The organism is Kitasatospora sp. NPDC058184, from assembly GCF_042883725.1.
Taxonomy (GTDB): Bacteria; Actinomycetota; Actinomycetes; order Streptomycetales; family Streptomycetaceae; genus Kitasatospora.
This window is the reverse complement of record NZ_JBHVVE010000025.1, coordinates 88,050-107,504: the sequence shown is the minus strand read 5'-3', so window position 1 is coordinate 107,504 and position 19,455 is coordinate 88,050. Positions and strand designations below refer to the sequence as shown.

General features: G+C 74.4%; 15 protein-coding genes and 1 pseudogene. 4 read left to right on the top strand and 12 right to left on the bottom strand.

Annotation, left to right across the window (positions count from 1 at the left end):
* Window positions 1–53: 53 nt before the first annotated feature.
* Window positions 54–1,286: a M64 family metallopeptidase gene (locus tag ACFVXH_RS34230; RefSeq protein WP_387829754.1), complete on the bottom strand. Its 1,233-nt coding sequence runs from the start codon at window positions 1,284–1,286 to the stop codon at window positions 54–56.
* Between the two features lie 365 nt (window positions 1,287–1,651).
* On the opposite strand from ACFVXH_RS34230, the gene ACFVXH_RS34225 reads away from it, so the two are divergent.
* Both ACFVXH_RS34225 and ACFVXH_RS34220 read left to right on the top strand, forming a co-directional pair.
* Complete coding sequence (locus ACFVXH_RS34225) at window positions 1,652–2,554, top strand: LAETG motif-containing sortase-dependent surface protein (RefSeq protein WP_387829752.1); 903 nt, start codon at window positions 1,652–1,654, stop codon at window positions 2,552–2,554.
* Window positions 2,555–2,766: 212 nt separating this feature from the next.
* On the top strand, window positions 2,767–3,723 hold the full coding sequence (locus ACFVXH_RS34220) for an LAETG motif-containing sortase-dependent surface protein (RefSeq protein WP_387829750.1): 957 nt from the start codon (window positions 2,767–2,769) through the stop codon (window positions 3,721–3,723).
* An 81-nt stretch (window positions 3,724–3,804) separates the two neighbouring features.
* Here the strand turns inward: ACFVXH_RS34220 and ACFVXH_RS34215 are convergent, their stop codons facing one another.
* Genes ACFVXH_RS34215 through pdhA form a run of 3 tightly spaced genes read right to left on the bottom strand, consistent with a single transcriptional unit; the run spans window position 3,805 to window position 7,385 of the window.
* Window positions 3,805–5,241, bottom strand: a complete 1,437-nt coding sequence (locus tag ACFVXH_RS34215) for a dihydrolipoamide acetyltransferase family protein (protein WP_387829748.1) — start codon at window positions 5,239–5,241, stop codon at window positions 3,805–3,807.
* A 15-nt stretch (window positions 5,242–5,256) separates the two neighbouring features.
* Window positions 5,257–6,231: an alpha-ketoacid dehydrogenase subunit beta gene (locus tag ACFVXH_RS34210; protein ID WP_049658928.1), complete on the bottom strand. Its 975-nt coding sequence runs from the start codon at window positions 6,229–6,231 to the stop codon at window positions 5,257–5,259.
* The gene (gene pdhA / locus ACFVXH_RS34205; protein WP_049658931.1) at window positions 6,231–7,385 is read right to left on the bottom strand and encodes a pyruvate dehydrogenase (acetyl-transferring) E1 component subunit alpha; all 1,155 of its coding nucleotides are present in this window, start codon (window positions 7,383–7,385) and stop codon (window positions 6,231–6,233) included. The genes ACFVXH_RS34210 and pdhA overlap by 1 nt, the downstream gene beginning before the upstream one ends.
* A 426-nt stretch (window positions 7,386–7,811) precedes the next feature.
* Between pdhA and ACFVXH_RS34200 the strand changes: the two genes are divergently transcribed.
* Window positions 7,812–8,471: a response regulator transcription factor gene (locus tag ACFVXH_RS34200; RefSeq protein ID WP_074001879.1), complete on the top strand. Its 660-nt coding sequence runs from the start codon at window positions 7,812–7,814 to the stop codon at window positions 8,469–8,471.
* 64 nt (window positions 8,472–8,535) lie between these two features.
* Entirely contained in the window at window positions 8,536–9,636 is a 1,101-nt protein-coding gene (locus ACFVXH_RS34195; RefSeq protein ID WP_234348650.1) for a phosphotransferase, read from the top strand.
* Between the two features lie 19 nt (window positions 9,637–9,655).
* Here the strand turns inward: ACFVXH_RS34195 and ACFVXH_RS34190 are convergent, their stop codons facing one another.
* From ACFVXH_RS34190 to ACFVXH_RS34155, 8 genes and pseudogenes are all read right to left on the bottom strand, one after another.
* Window positions 9,656–11,374, bottom strand: a complete 1,719-nt coding sequence (locus ACFVXH_RS34190; protein ID WP_387829744.1) for a protein kinase — start codon at window positions 11,372–11,374, stop codon at window positions 9,656–9,658.
* 112 nt (window positions 11,375–11,486) lie between these two features.
* On the bottom strand, window positions 11,487–12,932 hold the full coding sequence (locus tag ACFVXH_RS34185; RefSeq protein WP_074001882.1) for a protein kinase: 1,446 nt from the start codon (window positions 12,930–12,932) through the stop codon (window positions 11,487–11,489).
* 302 nt (window positions 12,933–13,234) lie between these two features.
* Window positions 13,235–13,849: a bacterial proteasome activator family protein gene (locus tag ACFVXH_RS34180; protein WP_198959330.1), complete on the bottom strand. Its 615-nt coding sequence runs from the start codon at window positions 13,847–13,849 to the stop codon at window positions 13,235–13,237.
* A gap of 292 nt (window positions 13,850–14,141) precedes the next feature.
* Window positions 14,142–14,930, bottom strand: coding sequence for a hypothetical protein (locus tag ACFVXH_RS34175; protein ID WP_387829742.1), 789 nt, complete (start codon window positions 14,928–14,930; stop codon window positions 14,142–14,144).
* A gap of 149 nt (window positions 14,931–15,079) precedes the next feature.
* On the bottom strand, window positions 15,080–16,057 hold the full coding sequence (locus ACFVXH_RS34170; protein ID WP_049659602.1) for an NAD(P)H-quinone oxidoreductase: 978 nt from the start codon (window positions 16,055–16,057) through the stop codon (window positions 15,080–15,082).
* Window positions 16,058–16,175: 118 nt separating this feature from the next.
* On the bottom strand, window positions 16,176–17,237 hold the full coding sequence (locus ACFVXH_RS34165) for a TrkA family potassium uptake protein (RefSeq protein ID WP_117488713.1): 1,062 nt from the start codon (window positions 17,235–17,237) through the stop codon (window positions 16,176–16,178).
* 55 nt (window positions 17,238–17,292) lie between these two features.
* Window positions 17,293–18,501, bottom strand: coding sequence for a molybdopterin molybdotransferase MoeA (locus ACFVXH_RS34160; protein ID WP_387829740.1), 1,209 nt, complete (start codon window positions 18,499–18,501; stop codon window positions 17,293–17,295).
* Window positions 18,498–19,439: pseudogene (locus ACFVXH_RS34155) on the bottom strand (NTP transferase domain-containing protein). Before ACFVXH_RS34155 ends, ACFVXH_RS34160 begins: the two are co-directional and overlap by 4 nt.
* Window positions 19,440–19,455 lie beyond the last annotated feature (16 nt).

The following is a 19,455-nucleotide window of genomic DNA, read 5'->3' as shown; positions in this document are numbered from 1 at the left end:
CCAGATTAGTCATCCCATGATTGGACGCCCAGATCCGGGGCGCGCACCGCGCCTCAGCCGGTCAGCGTCCAGGACACCGAGCGGGTCATGTGGCGCTCCCGGAAGGCCTCGTCCCGCACCCAGTCGGTGGTGTCCTTGACGGTCGCCGTCACGGTGGCCGGCCGGCCCGGGGCCAGCTCCAGCGGGGCGGTGTCCAGCCAGGAGCCGTCGGGGGACTGCGGCGTCACGGGGACGCCGTTCACCTTCCACTCCACCTTCAGCTGCCGCGGGCCGGTCAGCGGCAGCGGCCGGACGTCGAGCCGGGGCCGCCCGGACACCTCGCCGGGGGCCGGCACCGGGGCGTCGGTCGGCCGGACCCTGCGGTACAGCTCCTCGATGATCGCCTCGCGCGAGGGCAGGTTGTACGCGCTGCCGAGGGTGCGCATCACCGAGTCCGGGGTGGGCCGGTAGAGGCCGTTGGCACTGCGGTACGCCCCGACCACCCCGGCCCCGTCCGGGGACTCGGCGCCCAGCCAGCGCCACCACTTGGTCTGCTTCCTGCGCATGTCGTCGGCGTTGAGGGTGGCGAGGTTCGGGTAGTCGGCGTCCTCCGGGGCGCTGTCGTACTCGTCGCCGAGGTCCCCCACGGTGTGCCCGATCTCGTGCTGGATGATCCGTCCGGCGTCCGGGCTGCCGCCCGCCAGGGTGGTCACCCCGGTGCCGCCGGCGCCGCCGTACTCGGTGGAGTTGGCCAGGGCTATCAGGTACTGCGGCCCGGCGCCGCCCCCCGCGTACCGGGCGGTGGCGGCCTCGTCGGCGCAGAGCAGCCGGGCGGTGCCCTCGCACCAGAAGTGCATGCCGAGCGGGGTGGCGGTCTTGCGGCCGCGGCTCTCGGACTCGGCTATCCCGGAGACCGGGGAGACCACCTCGACCCGTCTGATGTTGAAGAAGCCCTGGTAGGTGCGGAAGGGCTCGATGTCCATCAGCGCGTGCCAGGCCTTGTCGGCCTGCTGCCGGAAGAGCTCCTGCTCGCCGGCCGTGTAGCCGTCGCCGAGCAGCACCAGGGTGATCCGGTTGGCCGGGTCCCCGGTGCGGCGTATGTCGACGGTGGGGGCGGCCGCGGGTATCCGCTGGTCGGCCTGGAGGGCCGCGTGCGGCGGCACCGCGCGGTCGGCGGCGGCCCCCGGCCCGATCACGCCGAACGGCGAGGGGCCGACCAGCTCCAGGGCGCCCGGGAGGGCGGCGGCGGACACCAGCACGAGTGCGGCCAGACTCCGGACGAGACGGCCAGGGTTGCCAGGCGGCATACGGGTGCGTCCTCCGGGTTCCGGTCACCCGGCGTCGCCCGGGTGGTGGAGCGGAGACGTACCCGGGCGGCCGGGACTCCCCTATCCGGCCGCGAAAAAGTCACCGACCTGGCCGAACGATCCGTACTTTCCGGATCATTCCGGTCATACCAACCATCACTCGGACGGTCTCCGAGGCCCGCCGAAGAACTCCGAAAAATTCTCGGAACCCACCTGCAACCCCTGACGGGGATGCGCGTCTATACGGATGAAGGCACGGAGAGCGAGACCGGCGGAGCCGGGGGGCGCTTCCGCTCGTGAAGCAGCGGGGCCGGTCGTCTTCGCCCACACACACCGTCAGACCCATGACCCTGGGGAGTCACGTCATGCGCACGTCCGTTATCACCCGTTTCGCGAAGAACGACCGCGCCTTCTCCGGCCGCCGCCGCATCGCCACCCTCGCCGCCACCGTCGTCCTCGCCGGCGGCGTCCAGCTCCTCGCCACCGACACCGCCTGGGCCTGCGGGGACCACCGGCTCAACGGCGCGTACGAGGCTCCGGCCAACGTGCCCGGACTGTCCCCGGACACCGCCATCGTCTCCGCCAAGTCCTCCGTGGTGGCGGACGGCAGCTGGAACGAGGTCTCCGTCAAGGTCACCAACAAGGCCGCCGAGGACGCCCACGGCATGGAGCCCTTCCTCGGCATCCACACCCCGGGCTCGGGCGCCGCGGCCCGCCTCAAGGACGTCAAGATCCAGTACGAGGACTACACCGGCGCCTGGAAGAACCTCCAGCTGCTCGACGGCTGCTCCCGCGTCGTCGACATCACCGGCTCCCAGCGCCAGCGGATGGCCGCCAACAGCTCGGCGACCTTCAAGTTCCGCTACTCGCTGGCCGCCGGCACCCCGGCCGGCGTGACCACGATCGACCTGCTGGCCTCGACCGAGATGGCCGGCTCCCAGGGCCCGGGCGACTCGGGCTTCAAGACGGTCAAGGTGACCCACCCCCAGGACACCGCCGGCACCAAGCCGACCACCCCGGCCAAGCCCGCGCCCACCAAGGACACCAAGCCGGCCCCGGCCAAGCCCGCCGCCGAGCAGACCAAGGACACCGCCCCGGCCCCGGCCCCGAAGCCGACCACCCCCACCACCGCCCCCGCCGGCACCCCCGAACTCGCCCAGACCGGCTCCTCCTCCACCAACACCTTCCTCGCCGCCTCCTCCGCCCTCCTCCTCGCCCTCGGGGCCGGCGCCCTGATCGCCGTGCGCCGCCTCCGCCGCCAGCACTGACCTGCGGTCGTCGGCACCGAGCGGACCCCGGCGCCGACGGTCGGAAGATTCTCGGAACCCACCTGCAACCCCCGGCGGGGATGCACGTCCATACAGATGAAGGCACGGAGAGCGAGACCGGCGGAGCCGGGGGGCGCTTCCGCTCGTGAAGCAGCGGGGCCGGTCGTCTTCACCCACACACCACCAGCACGACGACTTTGGGGAGTCACGTCATGCGCACGTCCGTTATCACCCGTTTCGCGAAGAACGACCGCGCCTTCTCCGGCCGCCGCCGCATCGCCACCCTCGCCGCCACCGTCGTCCTCGCCGGCGGCGTCCAGCTCCTCACCACCGACACCGCCTGGGCCGCCGGGAACGGCGGCACCGCCGCCGCCGGCGCGCCCGCCGCGACCGCTCGGCAGGCCACCGCGGACCACCACGGGTCGTACAAGGCCGGGTTCCACATGACCCCGGACGGCCAGACCATCATCGCGGGCGGCCCCAAGGTCGAGATCGGCGTCGCCGTCACCAACTTCACCGGCGCTCCCTACCAGAACGTCTCCGCGGTGCTCGCGCTGTTCAACCCGAACTCCGGCACCGGCCTGCGGATCGAGGACCTGACGGTCGAGGTCGCCTCCGCGGGAGGCTGGAAGCCGGTCAAGCTGCGGCACTACGGCGACTCGACGCTGTTCACCGTCGAGTCCCCGGCGACGACCACCCCGCGCCTGGAGGACGGCCGGGCCGCGAACTTCATGTTCCGGGTGGGGCTCTCCGCGAAGGCGCCCAAGGACCTGACCGAGCTCGGGGTCGGCACCATCGCCAAGGCCCCCGGGTTCCCGGCCGACGGCACCGGCGACGCCAACCACACCTTCCAGGTAGCACGGTCCACCGCCCCCGGCACCAAGCCGACCACCCCGGCCAAGCCCAAGCCCACCCCCACCAAGGACACCAAGCCGGCCCCGGCCAAGCCCGCCGCCGAGCAGACCAAGGACACCGCCCCCGCCGCCCCGGCCCCGAAGCCGACCACCCCCTCCGCCGCCCCGGCCACCACCGCACCCGCCGGCACCCCCGAACTCGCCCAGACCGGCTCCTCCTCCACCAACACCTTCCTCGCCGCCTCCTCCGCCCTCCTCCTGGCCCTCGGGGCGGGCGTCCTGATCGCCGTCCGTCGGCTCCGTCCCCAGCGCTAGTCGAACGGGCGGTCACACCGAAGGGGCCCTCCTCCGCACGGCGGTGCGGAGGAGGGCCCCTTCTTCGGTGCTACCGGGCTGTCAGCCCCAGGTGATCAGGCGCTTCGGGCGCTCCAGCAGCGCGGCCACGTCGGCCAGCACCTTGGAGCCCAACTCCCCGTCCACCAGGCGGTGGTCGAAGGAGAGCGCGAGCGTGGTCACCTGACGCGGGACCACCTTGCCCTTGTGCACCCACGGCAGTTCCCGGACCGCGCCGAAGGCCAGGATGGCGGCCTCGCCCGGGTTGAGGATCGGGGTGCCGGTGTCGACGCCGAAGACGCCGACGTTGGTGATGGTGATCGTCCCGCCCTGCATGTCGGCCGGCGAGGTCTTGCCCTGACGGGCGGTCTCGACCAGCTCGCCGAGCGACGTGGCCAGCCCCGAGAGGGTCCTGGAGCCGGCGTCCTTGATGTTCGGGACGATCAGGCCGCGCGGGGTGGCCGCGGCGATGCCGAGGTTCACCTGGCCCTTGAGGACGATCTCCTGGGCCGCCTCGTCCCACTGGGCGTTGATCCCGGGGTGCCGCTTGATCGCGGTGAGCAGCGCCTTGGCGACGATCAGCAGCGGGCTGACCCGGACGTCCCGGCCCAGCTCGCCGCTCTCCTTGAGCCGGCGGACGAACTTCATCGTGCGGGTCACGTCGACCTGCACGAACTCGGTGACGTGCGGGGCGGTGAAGGCCGAGGCCACCATCGCCTGCGCGGTCGCCTTGCGGACGCCCTTGATCGGCACCCGGACGTCGCCCGCGCCGGACACCGGCGCCTGCGGCGCGGCCGGCTCGGCCACGGCGGTCTCGGCCACCGGCGCCACCGGGGCCGCCGGAGCGGCCTGGGCGGCGGCGTGGGCGTGTACGTCCTCGCGGGTGATCACGCCGTCCCGGCCGGTCGGGGTGACCGCGCGCAGGTCGACGCCGAGGTCCTTGGCCAGCTTGCGCACCGGCGGCTTGGCCAACGGCCGCTCCCCGGACGGTACTTCGGCGACCGGGGCCGGGGCCGCGGGCGCCGGTGCGGCGACCGGGGCCGGGGCGGCGGCCGGAGCCGGCCTGGTCGCGGCGACCTTGGTGGTGGTCGTCCGCCGGGCCCGGCGCTGGCTGCCGCCGGTGCGCGGGCCGTACCCGACCAGCACCTCGCGCCGCTCGGGCTCGGGCTCCTCGGCGGGAGCCGGAACCGGCGCCTGGGCCGGTGCCGCGGCGGGGGCGGCCGGAGCCGCGGCACCCGCCTCCCCGGCGACCGCGATCGAGATGATCACGGTGCCGACGTCGACCGTCGCGCCCTCGGGGAAGTGCAGCGTCTCGACCACCCCGTTGAACGGGATGGGCAGCTCCACGGCCGCCTTGGCGGTCTCCACCTCGCAGACGACCTGCCCGTCGGTGACGGTGTCACCGGGCTTGACGTACCAGCTGAGGATCTCGGCCTCGGTGAGGCCCTCGCCCACATCGGGCATCTTGAACTCGCGGAGCGAGCGAACTTCGGTGGTCATCTTCGCTCCCCGGAGTCAGTACGCGAGCGCGCGGTCGACGGCGTCGAGCACGCGGTCCAGGTCGGGGAGGAAGGCCTCCTCGACCCGGGACGGCGGGTACGGCGCGTGGTAGCCGCCGACCCGCAGCACGGGTGCCTCCAGGTGGTAGAAGCACTTCTCGGTGAGCCTGGCGGCCAGTTCGGCGCCCATGCCCAGGAAGACCGGTGCCTCGTGCACCACGACGGCCCGACCGGTGCGCTTGACCGACGCCTCCAGGGCGGCGAAGTCCACCGGGGAGAGCGAGCGCAGGTCGACGACCTCCAGCCGGCGGCCGTCCTCCTCGGCGGCCGCGGCGGCCTCCAGGCAGACCTTGACCATCGGCCCGTACGCGATCAGCGTCAGGTCGGTGCCGGGCCGGACGACCCGGGCCTCGTGCAGGCCCAGGTCGGCGGCGTCGCCGACCTCGCCCTTGTCCCAGTAGCGGCGCTTGGGCTCCAGGAAGACGACCGGGTCGTCGGACTCGATCGACTGCCGCAGCATCCAGTGCGCGTCGTGCGCGCTGGACGGGGTGACCACGCGCAGACCGGCGGTGTGCGCGAAGTACGCCTCGTGCGACTCGCTGTGGTGCTCGACCGCGCCGATGCCGCCCGCGTAGGGGATGCGGATGGTGACCGGCATCTTGACGTGCCCGAGCGCGCGGGCGTGCATCTTCGCCAGCTGGGAGACGATCTGGTCGAAGGCCGGGTAGACGAAGCCGTCGAACTGGATCTCCACCACCGGGCGGTAGCCGCGCAGCGCCAGGCCGATCGCGGTGCCGACGATGCCGGACTCGGCCAGCGGGGAGTCGATCACCCGGTCCTCGCCGAAGTCCTTCTGCAGGCCGTCGGTGATCCGGAAGACGCCGCCGAGCTTGCCGATGTCCTCGCCCATGAGGAGGGTCTTCGGGTCGTTCTCCAGCGACTTGCGCAGCGCTCCGTTCAGCGCCTTGGCGATGCTCAGCTGACCGGCCATCAGTGGGTCTCCCCCGCCTCGAAGGAGGCCGCGTACTCGACGTACTCGGCCCGTTCCTCATCGACCAGCGTGTGCGGCTCGCTGTACACGTGGTCGAAGATCAGGGTCGGGTCCGGGTCCGGCATGCCGCGCACGCCCTCGCGCACCCGCAGCCCCAGCTGCTCGCTCTCGGCGTCGACGGCGGCGAAGAACTCCTCGTCGGCCAGGCCCTCCTTCTCCAGGTGGGCGCGGAGCCGGGAGATCGGGTCCTTGGCCTTCCAGGCCTCGGTCTCCTCGGTGTGCCGGTAGCGGGTGGGGTCGTCGGAGGTGGTGTGGGCGCCCATCCGGTAGGTGAACGCCTCGATCAGCACCGGGCCGTTGCCGTTGCGGGCGTGGTCGAGCGCCCAGCGGGTGACCGCGAGGCAGGCCAGCACGTCGTTGCCGTCGACCCGCACGCCGGGGAAGCCGAAGCCGGAGGCGCGGCGGTACAGCGGGATCTTGGTCTGGGTGGTGGTGGGCTCGGAGATCGCCCACTGGTTGTTCTGGCAGAAGAAGACCACCGGCGCGTTGTAGACCGAGGCGAAGGTGAAGGCCTCGTTGACGTCGCCCTGGCTGGAGGCGCCGTCGCCGAAGTACGCGATGACCGCGTCGTCGGCGCCGTCCTTGGTGATGCCCATCGCGTACCCGGTGGCGTGCAGGGTCTGCGCGCCGATCACGATGGTGTACAGGTGGAAGTTCTTCTCGTTCGGGTCCCAGCCGCCGTGGTTCACGCCGCGGAACATGCCGAGCAGGTTCAGCGGGTCGACGTCGCGGCACCAGGCCACGCCGTGCTCGCGGTAGGTGGGGAAGGCGTAGTCGCCGGGGCGCATGGCGCGGCCGGAGCCGACCTGGGCGGCCTCCTGGCCGAGCAGCGAGGCCCACAGGCCCAGCTCGCCCTGGCGCTGGAGCGCGGTGGCCTCGCCGTCGAACCGGCGCACCAGCACCAGGTCGCGGTAGAGGGCGCGCAGCTCCTCGGGAGTGGTGGTGAGGGGGTAGTCCGGGTGCTCGACCCGCTCGCCTTCCGGCGTGAGCAGCTGGACGAGCTCCGGCTGGGCGTCCTTGCCCGTGGCGCGGAGGGTGTCAGGGACGCCGGGGGCCGCCTTCTTGCGGGCCCTCGCCGTGCTTTTGACGGTCACGTTCACTCCTCGGTCTGTCCGGCCGCCCGGGGTCGCCGGTGACCGGTCCGGTCACCGCCTCGCGGGGCGCGCGTGGGTGTGCGCTCCCACTGCGGGGCAGGTGGTGATCCTGTTCCGACGGCGTCCCTCACGAGAACGTTACCCAGCGTCCGCCCTCGACGCGCTTGCGCTAGGACGTCCTACTTGTTCAGGGCCTACAACCCCGAGGGTGCCGCGTTCGGCTCGCCGTCGGAAGGGTGGGGGTGACGGTCGGCGTGACGCAGCTCTCAATTCGAGCGCCTTCAGGACACCAGCGCACGTTATCCGGGCAGACGCCCGTACGTAAGGGGGTTCTCGGTATCGGTTTCGGACGGCTGTGGCCGGATCGCGTTGGTATGGAGGTGCGGGCGATAGGTCTTTCGTACGGTGTTATGGGAGGCTTTGGACGTGACTGATAACGGACAAATCAGGGTATTCCTGCTCGACGATCACGAGGTCGTCCGGCGGGGCGTGCACGATCTGCTCTCGGTCGAGGACGACATCGAGGTCGTCGGCGAGGCCGGCACGGCCGCCGAGGCGCTCACCCGGATCCCCGCGGTCCACCCGGACGTGGCGGTGCTCGACGTCCGGCTGCCGGACGGCAACGGGGTCGAGGTCTGCCGCGAGATCCGGTCCAAGCTGCCGGAGATCAAGTGCCTGATGCTCACCTCGTTCTCGGACGACGAGGCGCTGTTCGACTCGATCATGGCCGGCGCCTCCGGCTACGTGCTGAAGGCGATCCGCGGCACCGACCTGATCACCGCCGTCCGGGACGTCGCGGCCGGCCGCTCGCTGCTCGACCCGGTCGCCACCAGCAGGGTGCTCGCCCGGCTGCGCGACGGCGGGGAGAAGGAGGACGAACGGCTCGCCCAACTCACCAAGCAGGAACGGCGGATCCTCGATCTGATCGGCGAAGGTATGACAAATCGTCAGATCGGCAACGAGTTGCACCTGGCGGAGAAGACGGTGAAGAACTACGTCTCCAGTCTGCTCGCCAAGATGGGCATGGAGCGGCGCACCCAGGCGGCCGCCTTCGTGGCGCGGCACCAGGCCGACCACCAGTACTGATCCGGCCCTTCACAGAACTGACGGTTTGTCAAGGGCCCCCACAAGGGGGCCATAACCTCTGCACGTGACTTTCAGCCAGACCCTTGCCTGCGCACCGGCCCGCCCCGATCTCTCCGCACCACCGATGGGGACCCTCAGTCCCCCCGTCCCGGGGGGTGCGCTCGCCGAGGTCCTGGCCCGCTACCGGGTCGGACGGCCGCTGACCACCGAACCCGTCGCCGAGGGCCTGTTGAACCGGGGGTACCTGGTCACCACCGAGGCCGGTCCGTACTTCCTGAAGTGCTACGTCGACTCCGCCACCGCCAGCCGTCCGAAGATCCTCGCCCACCACCGCGCGATGGCCGCGCTGAACACCCTCGGCCTGCCCGTCGCACCCCCGCTGGCCTGCGCCGAACGGTCCGGCACGGTGGCCGCCTGGGGCGGCCGGCTGTTCGCCCTGTTCCCCTGGGTCGAGGGCCGGCACCGGCACGGCGACGAGCTCGACCCGTCGCAGTGCGACGCGCTCGGCACGCTGCTCGGCCGGCTGCACGGCGCGCTCGACGACGTCTGCGCCCCCCTCGAACAACCCGCCGGGTACCGGAGCGCCGACCCCGTCGACAGCGCCGCACTCGCCCGCGACCTGCGGCGCCGCGCCCGGGAGCACCAGCCGGCCGGGGAGTTGGACGCCCTCGTGGTGGAACGGCTCACGGAACGGCTGGAACTGCTCGCCGAGCACGCCCACCGCCGCCCCGCCCCGGAGGCCGCGCCGCCCACCGGCTGGACCCACGGCGACTTCCACGGCCTCAACCTGCTGTACGAGGACGACCCGCGGGGCGGCCGGGTGGCGGCCGTCCTGGACTGGGACAAGCTCGGCCCGCAGCCACGCGCCGAGGAGGCGGTCCGGGCCGCCACGCTGCTCTTCAACGACCGCTCGTCCGGCGCCCTCGACCTGGTCCGGGTCCGCCGCTACTCCCAGGCCTACCGGGCCTCCGGGGCGGCCACCGCCGAGCACCTGGCCGCCGCCGTCCACCGGGTCTGGTGGGAGCGGCTGAACGACTTCTGGATGCTGCAGTGGCGCTACCAGCGGGCCGACCACCGGGCCGACCCGCTCTACCCCGCCTCCGCGGGCCAGCTGGCGTGGTGGTGCCAGGAGTACGAGCAGGTCCTGGACGCCTTCGCCAACTGACCCGCCACCGCCGACCGGGTCAGGGGGTCGGCGGCACGACCGGGATGGACGGCTTCGGGTCCGTCGGCGGCTTCGGCGACCCGGTGCCGGGGCCCGCGGTCTGCGGCGGCGCCGTCGTGGCCGGCGCCGTCGTCGCGGGCGCCGTCCCGGTCGGCGTGTGGCTGGCCGTCCCGGTCGGCGTCGGGGTCGGGGTGTGCTTGCCCGTGTTCGGCGACGGCGACATGTTGTTGCCGCTGTTCCCGTTGTTGTTCCCGTTGTTGTTGCCGGGGTCGGTCGGCTGCTGCGGCTTCTTGCTGCCGGAGGCCGAGGCCGGCGGGGTCGCCAGGCCGCTCTGGGACGGGGGCGCGGTCGTCTCGGTGCTGGTGGCCGCCGGGGGCTGCGGCGAGATGTCCGAGTGGCCGGCGGGCTCGCTGCCGCTGAGCGCGAACGCGATGCCCGCACCGGCCGCGACCAGCACGGCGATCGCGCCGGCCACCCAGGCCCAGGGCCCGCGCCGCCGGCCGGGGCCCTCGTCGTCCCCGCCCGCACCGGTACCGCCGCCGTACGGGCCGCCGGCCGCCGGGTAGGGCGAGGAGGGGGTGTGCGGGCCGCCCGTCGAGTACGGCAGCACGGAGGTCTGGTCGGCCGGGCCCACCGCGCCGAAGGCCGCGGTGGCCGCGGCCTGGTCCGGCCGGAGCACCTGGGTCGCGCCGGTGTCGACCGCGGCCGCGCCGGCCCAGGCGGCCCCGCCCGCGCCGTGCATCTCGCGCAGCGCGTGCTGGACGTGGGCGCGGAACTCGTCGGCGTCCTGGAAGCGGTCGTCCGGGTTCTTGGCGAGCGAGCGCAGCACCAGCGCGTCGAGGCCGGCCGGCACCCGGCCGTTGGCCTGCGAGGGCGGCACCGGCGGGTCCTGGACGTGCTGGTAGACCACCGACAGCGGGGTGTCGCCGGTGAACGGCGGTCGCACCGTGAGCAGTTCGTAGAGCATGCAGCCGGCCGCGTACAGGTCCGAGCGGTGGTCGACCGGCTTGCCGAGCGCCTGCTCGGGCGAGAGGTACTGCGGGGTGCCCATGACCATGCCGGTCTGGGTCATCGTGGTGGCCCCGCCGGTCAGCGCCCGGGCGATGCCGAAGTCCATCACCTTGACCGCGCCGGCGTTGGTGATGCTCACGTTGGCGGGCTTGATGTCGCGGTGGACGATGCCGCTGCGGTGGCTGTAGGCGAGCGCCTCCAGCACCCCGGCGATGATGATCAGCGCCTGGTCGACCGGCGGCGCCTCCTCGTCCGCCAGCAGCTCGCGGACGGTGCGGCCCTCGACCAGCTCCATCACGATGTACGGCGTGGACTCGTCCCCGTCGTACTCCTCGCCGGTGTCGTAGACCGCGACGATCGAGTGGTGGTTGAGCGCCGCGACGGCGTGTGCCTCGCGGGTGAAGCGCAGCCGGGCGACGTCGTCCTGGGCCAGCTCGCCACGCAGCAGCTTGACCGCGACGGTGCGGCCGAGCCGCACGTCCTCGGCGGCGAACACCTCGGCCATGCCGCCGCGCCCGAGCCGGTAGGTCAGCCGGTAACGGCCGTCCCCGACGGTGCTCAGCGGCACGGCGGTGCCACGGCCCGGGGTGTGCGGGCCGCCCGTGGCGACCGGCGGCAGCGCCGAGGTCGGGGCCTCGCCGCCGGGCTCGGGAATCCTCGGGGTTCCGCCGGTCCGGCCGACCGCCCGGACACCCGCGTCGTCGTCCGGCTGCTGCGTCTGTGCCATCGCTCCTCGCCCCGGGCGTTCGCTCGGATCGCGGTGCCCTGTCGCTTACGTATCCCCGAACGCTACCGCCTCCGGCGGACGACCGTGGTACCCCCGAACCTGCCGGAAACCGTCAGAGCAGGCCATTCCGGTCGGCCGGGAGGTCGAGGACCAGCACGTCGGCGGGACGGTCCGCGTGGCTGAACTTGCCGCCCGTCTTCTCGTCCGCCTTGTTGACCACGATCGCGATGATGATGCCCGCGAGCACCAGCACGCCGACGATGATCCCGATCACGACCACGGCCGTCGAGCAGCCGCCGCCGCTGGTGGGCGCCTTCGGCTGCTGGTACGGCGGCATCGGCTGCGGCATCGGCTGCGGCGGCGGGGTGTGCGCCCCCTGCTGGAGGTACTGCGGGTGCGGCGTGTGCGGGGCCTGCGGCCGCGGGGTCTGGTAGGCGGGCGGCGGCGTCTGGTACTGCTGGCCGCCCTGCTGGAGGTACTGCGGGTGCGGGGTGTGCGGGGCCTGCGGCTGCGGCGTCTGGTAGGCGGGCGGCGGCGTCCGGTACTGCTGGGCCCCCTGCTGGAGGTACTGCGGCTGGGGCGTCTGCGGGGCCTGCGGAGCGGCGTGCACCGAGCGCGGGCCCTCGTTGATCACCAGCGGGGTGCTGGCCTGCAGCCGGTGCCCGTTGTCGCCGCCCTTGGCGGCCGCGATCAGCCGCTCCGCCTCGTCCCGCATCGCCGCCGCGCTCTGGAACCGGTGCGCCGGGTCCTTGCGCAGCGCCTGGGCGACGAAGGCGTCCACCTCGGGCGTGATCGAGCGGTTGAGGGTGGAGGGGGCCGGCGGCTCCTCCTGGACGTGCTTGTAGGCGATCGAGAACGCCGAGTCCCCGTCGAAGACCAGCTGCCCGGTGATCATCTCGAAGAGCATCACGCCGACCGAGTAGAGGTCGGAGCGGGCGTCCACCGGCTTGCCGAGCGCCTGCTCGGGCGAGAGGTACTGCGGGGTGCCGACCACCATGCCGGTCTGCGTCATCGACGTGACGCCGGATTCCAGCGCACGGGCGATGCCGAAGTCCATGACCTTGACGTTGCCCTTGCGGTCGAACATGACGTTGCCGGGCTTGATGTCGCGGTGCACCAGGCCCATGTCGTGCGAGGCCTCCAGCGCGTTCAGCACGCCGACGGTGACCTTCAGGGCCTCCTCGGCCGGCATCGCGCCGTACTGGCCGACCGCCTCGTTGATCGCCTCGCGCAGGCCGTTGCCGTCGATCAGCTGCATCACGATGTACGGCGTGCTGGAGCCGTCCGGGGCGATGTCCTCGCCGCTGTCGTACACCGTGACGATGTTCGGGTGCTCCAGCCGGGCCACCGCCTGGGCCTCGCGGCGGAACCGCTCCTTGAACGAGTCGTCCCGGCCCAGCTCGCTGTGCATGCTCTTCAGCGCGACCTGCCGGTCCAGCACGCGGTCGTGGGCGAGGTGCACGGAGGCCATGCCGCCTTCGCCCAGCAGCCGCTGCAGCACATAGCGGCCGTTGCCCAGGGAGAAGCCCTCGACCGCCGCGTTGCCGTGCTCGCTCATGGTCCTCTGCTCCCCCTCGGCGCGGCCGTGCTCGCCGCAACCTGACGTTCGGTCTCGTCCGTGCGTGGTGGGCCCGGCCCGCTGGCCTGGCGGGCCCCTGCCGCGGCGGTTCCACCGGCCGGCGACAGGGGCCAGGGTATCGGCTCGCGCCGACGGTGATCGGTCCAGGGCCGGGGCCGGTCCCGGCCCGGGGGCCGCCCGGCCCGGCGGCCCGGGGCCGGGGAGGATCGTCGTGGTACGTCCGGTCCGACCGCGGTCCGGGCGGCCCGGACGCGCCTACCGGCGGGTACCGCCGGGTGCGGCTACAGGTAGGGGCCGGAGCGGATGCCGCGGCCCTGGCCCGGCTCGTCCTCGTCCGGCTCGCCGCTGTGCAGCCCGGGCGGCAGCGCCCGCCGCATCTGCTCCAGCTGCGCCCGCGCCGCCATCTGCTGCGCGAACAGGGCGGTCTGGATGCCGTGGAACAGGCCCTCCAGCCAGCCGACCAGCTGGGCCTGGGCGATCCGCAGCTCGGCCTCGGTCGGGATGGTGTCGTCGGTGAACGGCAGCGACAGCCGCTCCAGCTCGGCGACCAGCTCCGGGGCCAGCCCCAGTTCGAGCTCCTTGATCGAGCTCGCGTGGATGTCCTTCAGCCGGACCCGGCTCGCCTCGTCGAGAGGCGCCGCCCGGACCTCCTCCAACAGCTGCTTGATCATGCTGCCGATGCGCATGACCTTGGCGGGCTGCTCGACCATCTCGGTCACCGGGAGCTCGCGCGGCACGTCGCCCTCGTCGTCCCCGTCCCCAGCCGCACCGGCGAACCCCTGGCCCACGGGCAGCCCGTCCGGTCCGACGATCAGCACCTTCTGGCCGTCCTGCGACTGCCCGCCGCCGGCCCGGAAGGGCTCCTGCGACGGGCGCTCGTTCATCGGATTCGTCATGAACAACATTCTCTCTCACTGGGGTTGGTCGGGCGGAAGCCCCCGGTCGTCCCGCCGTCCTGCGCCACCCGTGACGACGCTACGCCTCCGGACGCCCTGCGGGAATCCGTACGGATACTCAGTTCCCGCACCCGGTCCGCCGACCGGCCACCGGCCGCCCGGCGACGGCACCCCGGCCCCGCGCACGGCGGTCCGCCGCTCCGTGGCCGCCGAAACCCCGGGCCCGCTCCGGGCGCGCCGCGCCCCGCCGGGCCCCAGCCCTTGCGCTACCGCAGCCCCGGCCCTGGGGGGCTCAGTCCTTGCGCAGCCGCAGGCCGACCAGTCCCAGGCCGCAGCCGATCAGGCCCAGGCCGACGCCCAGCGGGAGCTGGGTGGTGGAGGCGTCCTGCCAGCGGGCGGGGAAGAGCGCGGGCACCCCGGCCACGGCCGCGACCGGCTGTCCGGCGACCGCCTCGGCCGTGTTCGCCGCGGCCGGGTCCGGAACGGCGGCCGCGCCGGGGGCCTCGGCCTCCGCGGCATCCCCGTCGGCCTCCGGCTGCTCGGCCCCGACGGCCTGGTCCGGGGCCTCTTCCGGGGTCTGCTCGGCGGCCTGGTCGGGAACCTGCTCCGGGGCCTGCTCGACGGCCTGGTCGGCGGCCTGGTCCGGCAGCTGCTCGGGAGCCTGGTCGGGGGCCTGCTCCACGGCGGCGTCGGAGCGCTCGGGCAGCGAGGCCAGGTGGTGCCGGTGGGCCTGCGGGGCGTTGCCGGCCGGGTGCGGACGCGGCAGCGGTCGCCGCGGCGGCGCGGCCACCGGCCCGGGGACGCCCGGTTCGTCGTCGGCTTCGTCGTCCTGCTCGGCGGCCGGCCCACCGCCCGGCTCGGCACGCGTCCCCGCGTCCGGCGAGGGATACGCCGCCGGCAGGGGGAGCGCCCCCGGCGAGGGCAGCGCCACCGCCGCCGAGGCGGCGGCCAGCGGGAGCGTGAGCCCCAGCACGGCCGCCGCGAACAGCCGCTGGGCGCGGCCCGGAGAACGGCGGGACGGACGACGGTGGTGCGGCGCGACGGGCAGCGGCCCGAGGGATGCGTGCGGAGATGCGGCCACGGTCGGAGTCCTTCCGACGGCCGACGGCGCCCGGGGGCGGGATCGGCGGCGGGACTGCTCCGGACCAGATTCGCACGCGCCCGCCGTTACGGCATTTCGGGCAATTCACACCCGTCCGGCCGCCGCCCCGTCACCGGGGTCCCCCGTGCTCAGGCCCGCAGCACGACCTTCCCGACCTGCTCCCCGCGCTCCAGCACCCGGTGCGCCTCGGCCACCTCGGCCAGCGGCAGCACCCGGTCCACCACCGGCTTCACCACCCCGGACTCGACCAGCGGCCACACGTGCTCCCGCACCGCCGCCACGATCGCCGCCTTCTCCGCCAGCGGCCGCCCGCGCAGGTTGGTGGCGATCACCGCCCCGCGCTTGCGCAGCAGCGTGTTGAGGTCGAGCTCGCCCTTCACCCCGCCCTGGAGTCCGATGATCACCAGCCGCCCGTTGACCGCCAGCGCGTCCACGTTCCGCTGGAGGTACTTGGCGCCCATGATGTCCAGGATCACGTCCGCCCCGGCCCCGTCGGTCGCCTCCCGGAGCACCTCGACGAAGTCCTGCTCGCGGTAGTCGATCAGGATGTCCGCGCCCAGCTCGGCGCAGCGCGCCAGCTTCTCCGGGCCGCCCGCAGTGACCGCGACCCGGGCGCCGACCGCCTTGGCCAGCTGGATCGCCATCGTCCCGATCCCGCTCGCGCCGCCGTGCAGCAGCACCGTCTCGCCGGGCCGCAGGTGCGCGGTGAGGAAGACGTTGGACCACACCGTGCAGGCGACCTCGGGCAGTGCCGCGGCCTGCTCGGCGGACAGCCCCGCGGGCAGCGGCAGCAGCTGCCCGGTCGGCACCGCGACCCGCTGCGCGTAGCCGCCGCCGGCCAGCAGCGCGCACACCTCGTCGCCGACCGCCCAGCCGGCCACCCCGGGCCCGAGCGCGACGATCCGCCCGGCGCACTCCAGCCCCGGGTAGGGCGGGGCGCCGGGCGGCGGGTTGTAGAAGCCCTGCCGCTGGAGCAGGTCGGCGCGGTTGACGGCGGTGGCCGCCACCTCGACCAGGACCTCGCCCTCGGCGGGGACCGGGTCGGGCACCTCGGCCCAGACCAGTGCCTCGGGACCGCCGGGTACGGGAATCGTCATCGCATGCATGCCCCGAACCTACTGCGGGCGGGGGCGGTTCCACGGCGCGGCTCAACCGGTCGGCGCGGCTCAACCGGTCGGCGCGGCTCGACCCGTGGGCGACGCTCGACCCGCCCGTGGGCGCGGCTCAGCCCGTCGGCGCGGCCGCGCTGGACTTGATGACGATCACCCGGTCGGTGAGCTGGAGCACGGCGGCCTCCGGCTCGGTGTAGTTGAGCACCCGTCGGCCCCGGACCACCGCGACCACCAGGTCCGCGCACTCGCGCGGGCTGTGCCCGGCCTCGGCCCGGGTGACCGGGCGCTCCACCACGTCCAGCCCGTTGCCGTACGTCAGCAGGTCCTCCATCACCGCCCCGGCGTGCGGGCTGAGCATCGACAGCCCGAGCAGCCGCCCGGCCGAACTGGAGCTGGTCACCACGACGTCGGCGCCGCTCTGCCGCAGCAGCGGCGCGTTCTCGTCCTCCCGTACGGCGGCGACCACGGTGGCGGCCTTGTTCAACTGGCGGGCCGTCAGCGTGATCAGCACGGCGGTGTCGTCCCGCTCCGGCGCGACCACCACCCGCGCGGCGGTGGGCAGCCCGGCACGCACCAGGGTGTCGGTGCGGGTGGCGTCGCCGACCACCCCGACCAGGCCGTGCTGGGCGGCGGCGTCGACCACCTTGCGCTGCGGGTCGACGACGACGATCTCCTCCTTCTTCACCCCCTGCCCGATCAGGGTGTCGACGGCGCTGCGGCCCTTCGTCCCGTAGCCGATGACGACGGTGTGCTCGCGCACGGTGGACCTCCAGCGGTTCAACCGCCATTGCAGGCGGGTCCGTTCGGTGAGCACCTCCAGGGTGGTGCCGACCAGGATGATCAGGAACACCACGCGCAGCGGGGTGATCACGAAGATGTTGGTGAGCCGGGCGCCGTCGCTGAACGGGGTGATGTCGCCGTACCCGGTGGTGGAGAGCGTCACGGTGGCGTAGTACGCCGCGTCCAGGAAGCTCAGCCCGCCGCCGGCGTTGTCGTTGTAGCCGTCCCGGTCGAGGTAGACGATGAACGTGGTGGCGACCAGGACGGCGAGCGCCAGCAGCAGCCGGGAGCCGACCTGCCGCACGGCGGGCTCGGCCCGTCGGGCGGGCAGCACGATCCCGGCGTCCGCCCACGGCTCGGTGCCGGGCGCGAGGTTGCGTCGGATCCGGCTCATGCGCCCACCCCGGCGGCCCCCGCGCCGGACGCGCGGCTCTTGACGGTTCCCTCGTTCACGGCACCTCCAGCAGTTCGACCGTCTCCCCCGCCGCCGCCCCGCCGGGCGGCACCACGGCGAGCGCCTCGGCCCGGGCCAGCCCGCGCAGCATCGCCGGGCCGTCGAAGGCCAGCGGCAGGACGCCCTCGGCGGTCCGCCGGACCGGCTGGAGCCGGGTGTCCGTCCGGTGCCCGGCCAGCGGGGCCGCGGCCGGGGCGAGGGCGGGCGGGCCGACGGTCCGTCCGCTGCGGGCGTGCAGCAGCGGCAGGACGAGGGTGACCATCCCGGCGACGGCGGCCAGCGGGTTGCCCGGCAGGCCCACCAGGTGGCGGCCGTCGGGGAGTTCGGCCAGCAGCATGGGGTGCCCCGGCCGGACGGCGACGCCGTCCACCAGCAGTCGGGCGCCGGCCTCGGCGAGCGCCCGGTGCAGGAAGTCGACCGGTCCGGCGGCCGTTCCGCCGGTGGTGACCACCAGATCGGCGGTGGAGTGCCGCAGCGCGTCCCGGAGCAGCCCGAAGTCGTCCCGGACGTACCCGACCTCGGGCGTCCCGGCGCCGGCGGCCCGCAGCCAGGGCGGCAGCAGCGGCCCGAGCGCGTCCCGGACCAGGCCCGACCCGGGCACCCCGGAGGTGAGCAACTCGTCCCCCAGGACGAGCAGTCGGACCTCCGGACGGCGGCGGACCGGCAGCCGGTCGTGGCCGCAGGCGGCGGCCAGGCCGAGCACGGCCGGCCCGACCGGGGTGCCGGACGGCAGCAACTCCTCGCCCAGGCGGCACTCCTGACCGCGCGGGCGGATGTCCTGGCCGGTGGTCAGCGGCCGCGGGCCGCGGTCGTGCAGCAGCGCGGCGTCCGTCCACCCGTGCTCACGGCGCAGTACGGCGGTGGCGCCGGGCGGCAGTTGGGCGCCGGTGGCGATCTCCACGGCGGTGCCGTCGGCCAGCGGCGCCGGCTCGGCCCGTCCGGCCAGCACCCGGCCGGCGACCCGCCACGGGCCGGGACCGGCGACCGCCCAGCCGTCCATCGCGGAGGTGTCGAAGGCGGGCAGGTCGGTCAGCGCGCCGAGCGGCTCGGCGAGGGTGCGGCCGAGCGCCTCGGCCAGCGGGACGGGGACCCCGGGCAGCGGGCGCAGCCCGGCCCGGCGCGCGGTCTCCCGGGCACCGGGCCAGCTCAGCACGCCGGGACCGGTGGACGGTGCGGCCACGGTCGGCTGTCCGACCGCGCTCACGACTCGCCCGGCCGGTCGGCGGGGCCCCAGCCCTCGGCGAGGGCCTCGGTCCGCCGGGCCGCCTCGGCGACGGCCGCCGCCCCGCCGCCCCGCTGGGCGGCCGCGTAGCCGATCAGGAAGGCGGTCAGCGGCGCGGCCGGCCGGGCCACCCCGTGCGCGACCACCCGGGCCGTGTCGAGCAGACCGTGGACGTCGACGTCCAGGTCGATGCCCAGGTCGGCCTTGACCTCGGCGATCCAGTCATCCAGCGTGCGCTCCATGCGCCCATGCTGCCTGATCGGTGGTTTCCCGAAGTGTTCGCCCCGTGTGCGGGGCGCGTCGTTTCGCTCACACGTCGGTGGCCGGGGCGGTGCGCTTCAGGTCCGGTCGCGCTCGCGGGCCTGCTCCAGGTCCTCCCAGGTGTCGCAGTCGTAGGCGACGTTGTCGGTGTCGGCCACCCGCAGCCGGGGCAGTCCGCCGACCAGGCGGCGCAGCGGCTGGTCGGCGGGATCGCCGAGGGCGGCCAGCGCGGCGCGCAGCGGGGCGGTGCGGTAGGCGGCGGCGAGCGGCTGGTCGCGGCCGCCCGCGTCGACCAGCACGGCGGCGTCCCCGTGCGCCCCGGCCCGGTCGAGGGCGGCGACCAGCCGGTCCACCGTCCGCCGGTCCAGGAAGGGCAGGTCGGCGGCGAGCAGCAGCACGGTGTCCGCGGTGACCAGGTCGAGCCCGGCCGCGACGGCGGCGACCGGCCCGCCGCCGGGCGGCCGCTCCCTGGTCCAGTGGACGCCGCCGCGCGCGGTCGGCCGGACCGGGCCGACCACGACGGTGGTGCGGGCGCCCGCGCAGGCGGCGAGCACCCGGTCGAGCAGGGTGGTTCCGCCGACCGTCAGCCCGGGCTTGTCGGCCCCGCCGAGGCGCCGGGCGGCCCCGCCCGCCGGGACGATCACGTCGTACGGCGTCATGCGGCCAGTATCCGCC

Coding starts and splice junctions, on each gene's coding strand:
- ACFVXH_RS34215 (WP_387829748.1), bottom strand. CDS start 5,241: ATGACCACCGAAGTTCGCTCGCTCCGCGAGTTCAAGATGCCCGATGTG.
- ACFVXH_RS34165 (WP_117488713.1), bottom strand. CDS start 17,237: ATGAGCCGGATCCGACGCAACCTCGCGCCCGGCACCGAGCCGTGGGCG.
- ACFVXH_RS34225 (WP_387829752.1), top strand. CDS start 1,652: ATGCGCACGTCCGTTATCACCCGTTTCGCGAAGAACGACCGCGCCTTC.
- ACFVXH_RS34170 (WP_049659602.1), bottom strand. CDS start 16,057: ATGCATGCGATGACGATTCCCGTACCCGGCGGTCCCGAGGCACTGGTC.
- ACFVXH_RS34180 (WP_198959330.1), bottom strand. CDS start 13,849: ATGACGAATCCGATGAACGAGCGCCCGTCGCAGGAGCCCTTCCGGGCC.
- ACFVXH_RS34230 (WP_387829754.1), bottom strand. CDS start 1,286: ATGCCGCCTGGCAACCCTGGCCGTCTCGTCCGGAGTCTGGCCGCACTC.
- ACFVXH_RS34220 (WP_387829750.1), top strand. CDS start 2,767: ATGCGCACGTCCGTTATCACCCGTTTCGCGAAGAACGACCGCGCCTTC.
- ACFVXH_RS34190 (WP_387829744.1), bottom strand. CDS start 11,374: ATGGCACAGACGCAGCAGCCGGACGACGACGCGGGTGTCCGGGCGGTC.
- ACFVXH_RS34185 (WP_074001882.1), bottom strand. CDS start 12,932: ATGAGCGAGCACGGCAACGCGGCGGTCGAGGGCTTCTCCCTGGGCAAC.
- ACFVXH_RS34210 (WP_049658928.1), bottom strand. CDS start 6,231: ATGGCCGGTCAGCTGAGCATCGCCAAGGCGCTGAACGGAGCGCTGCGC.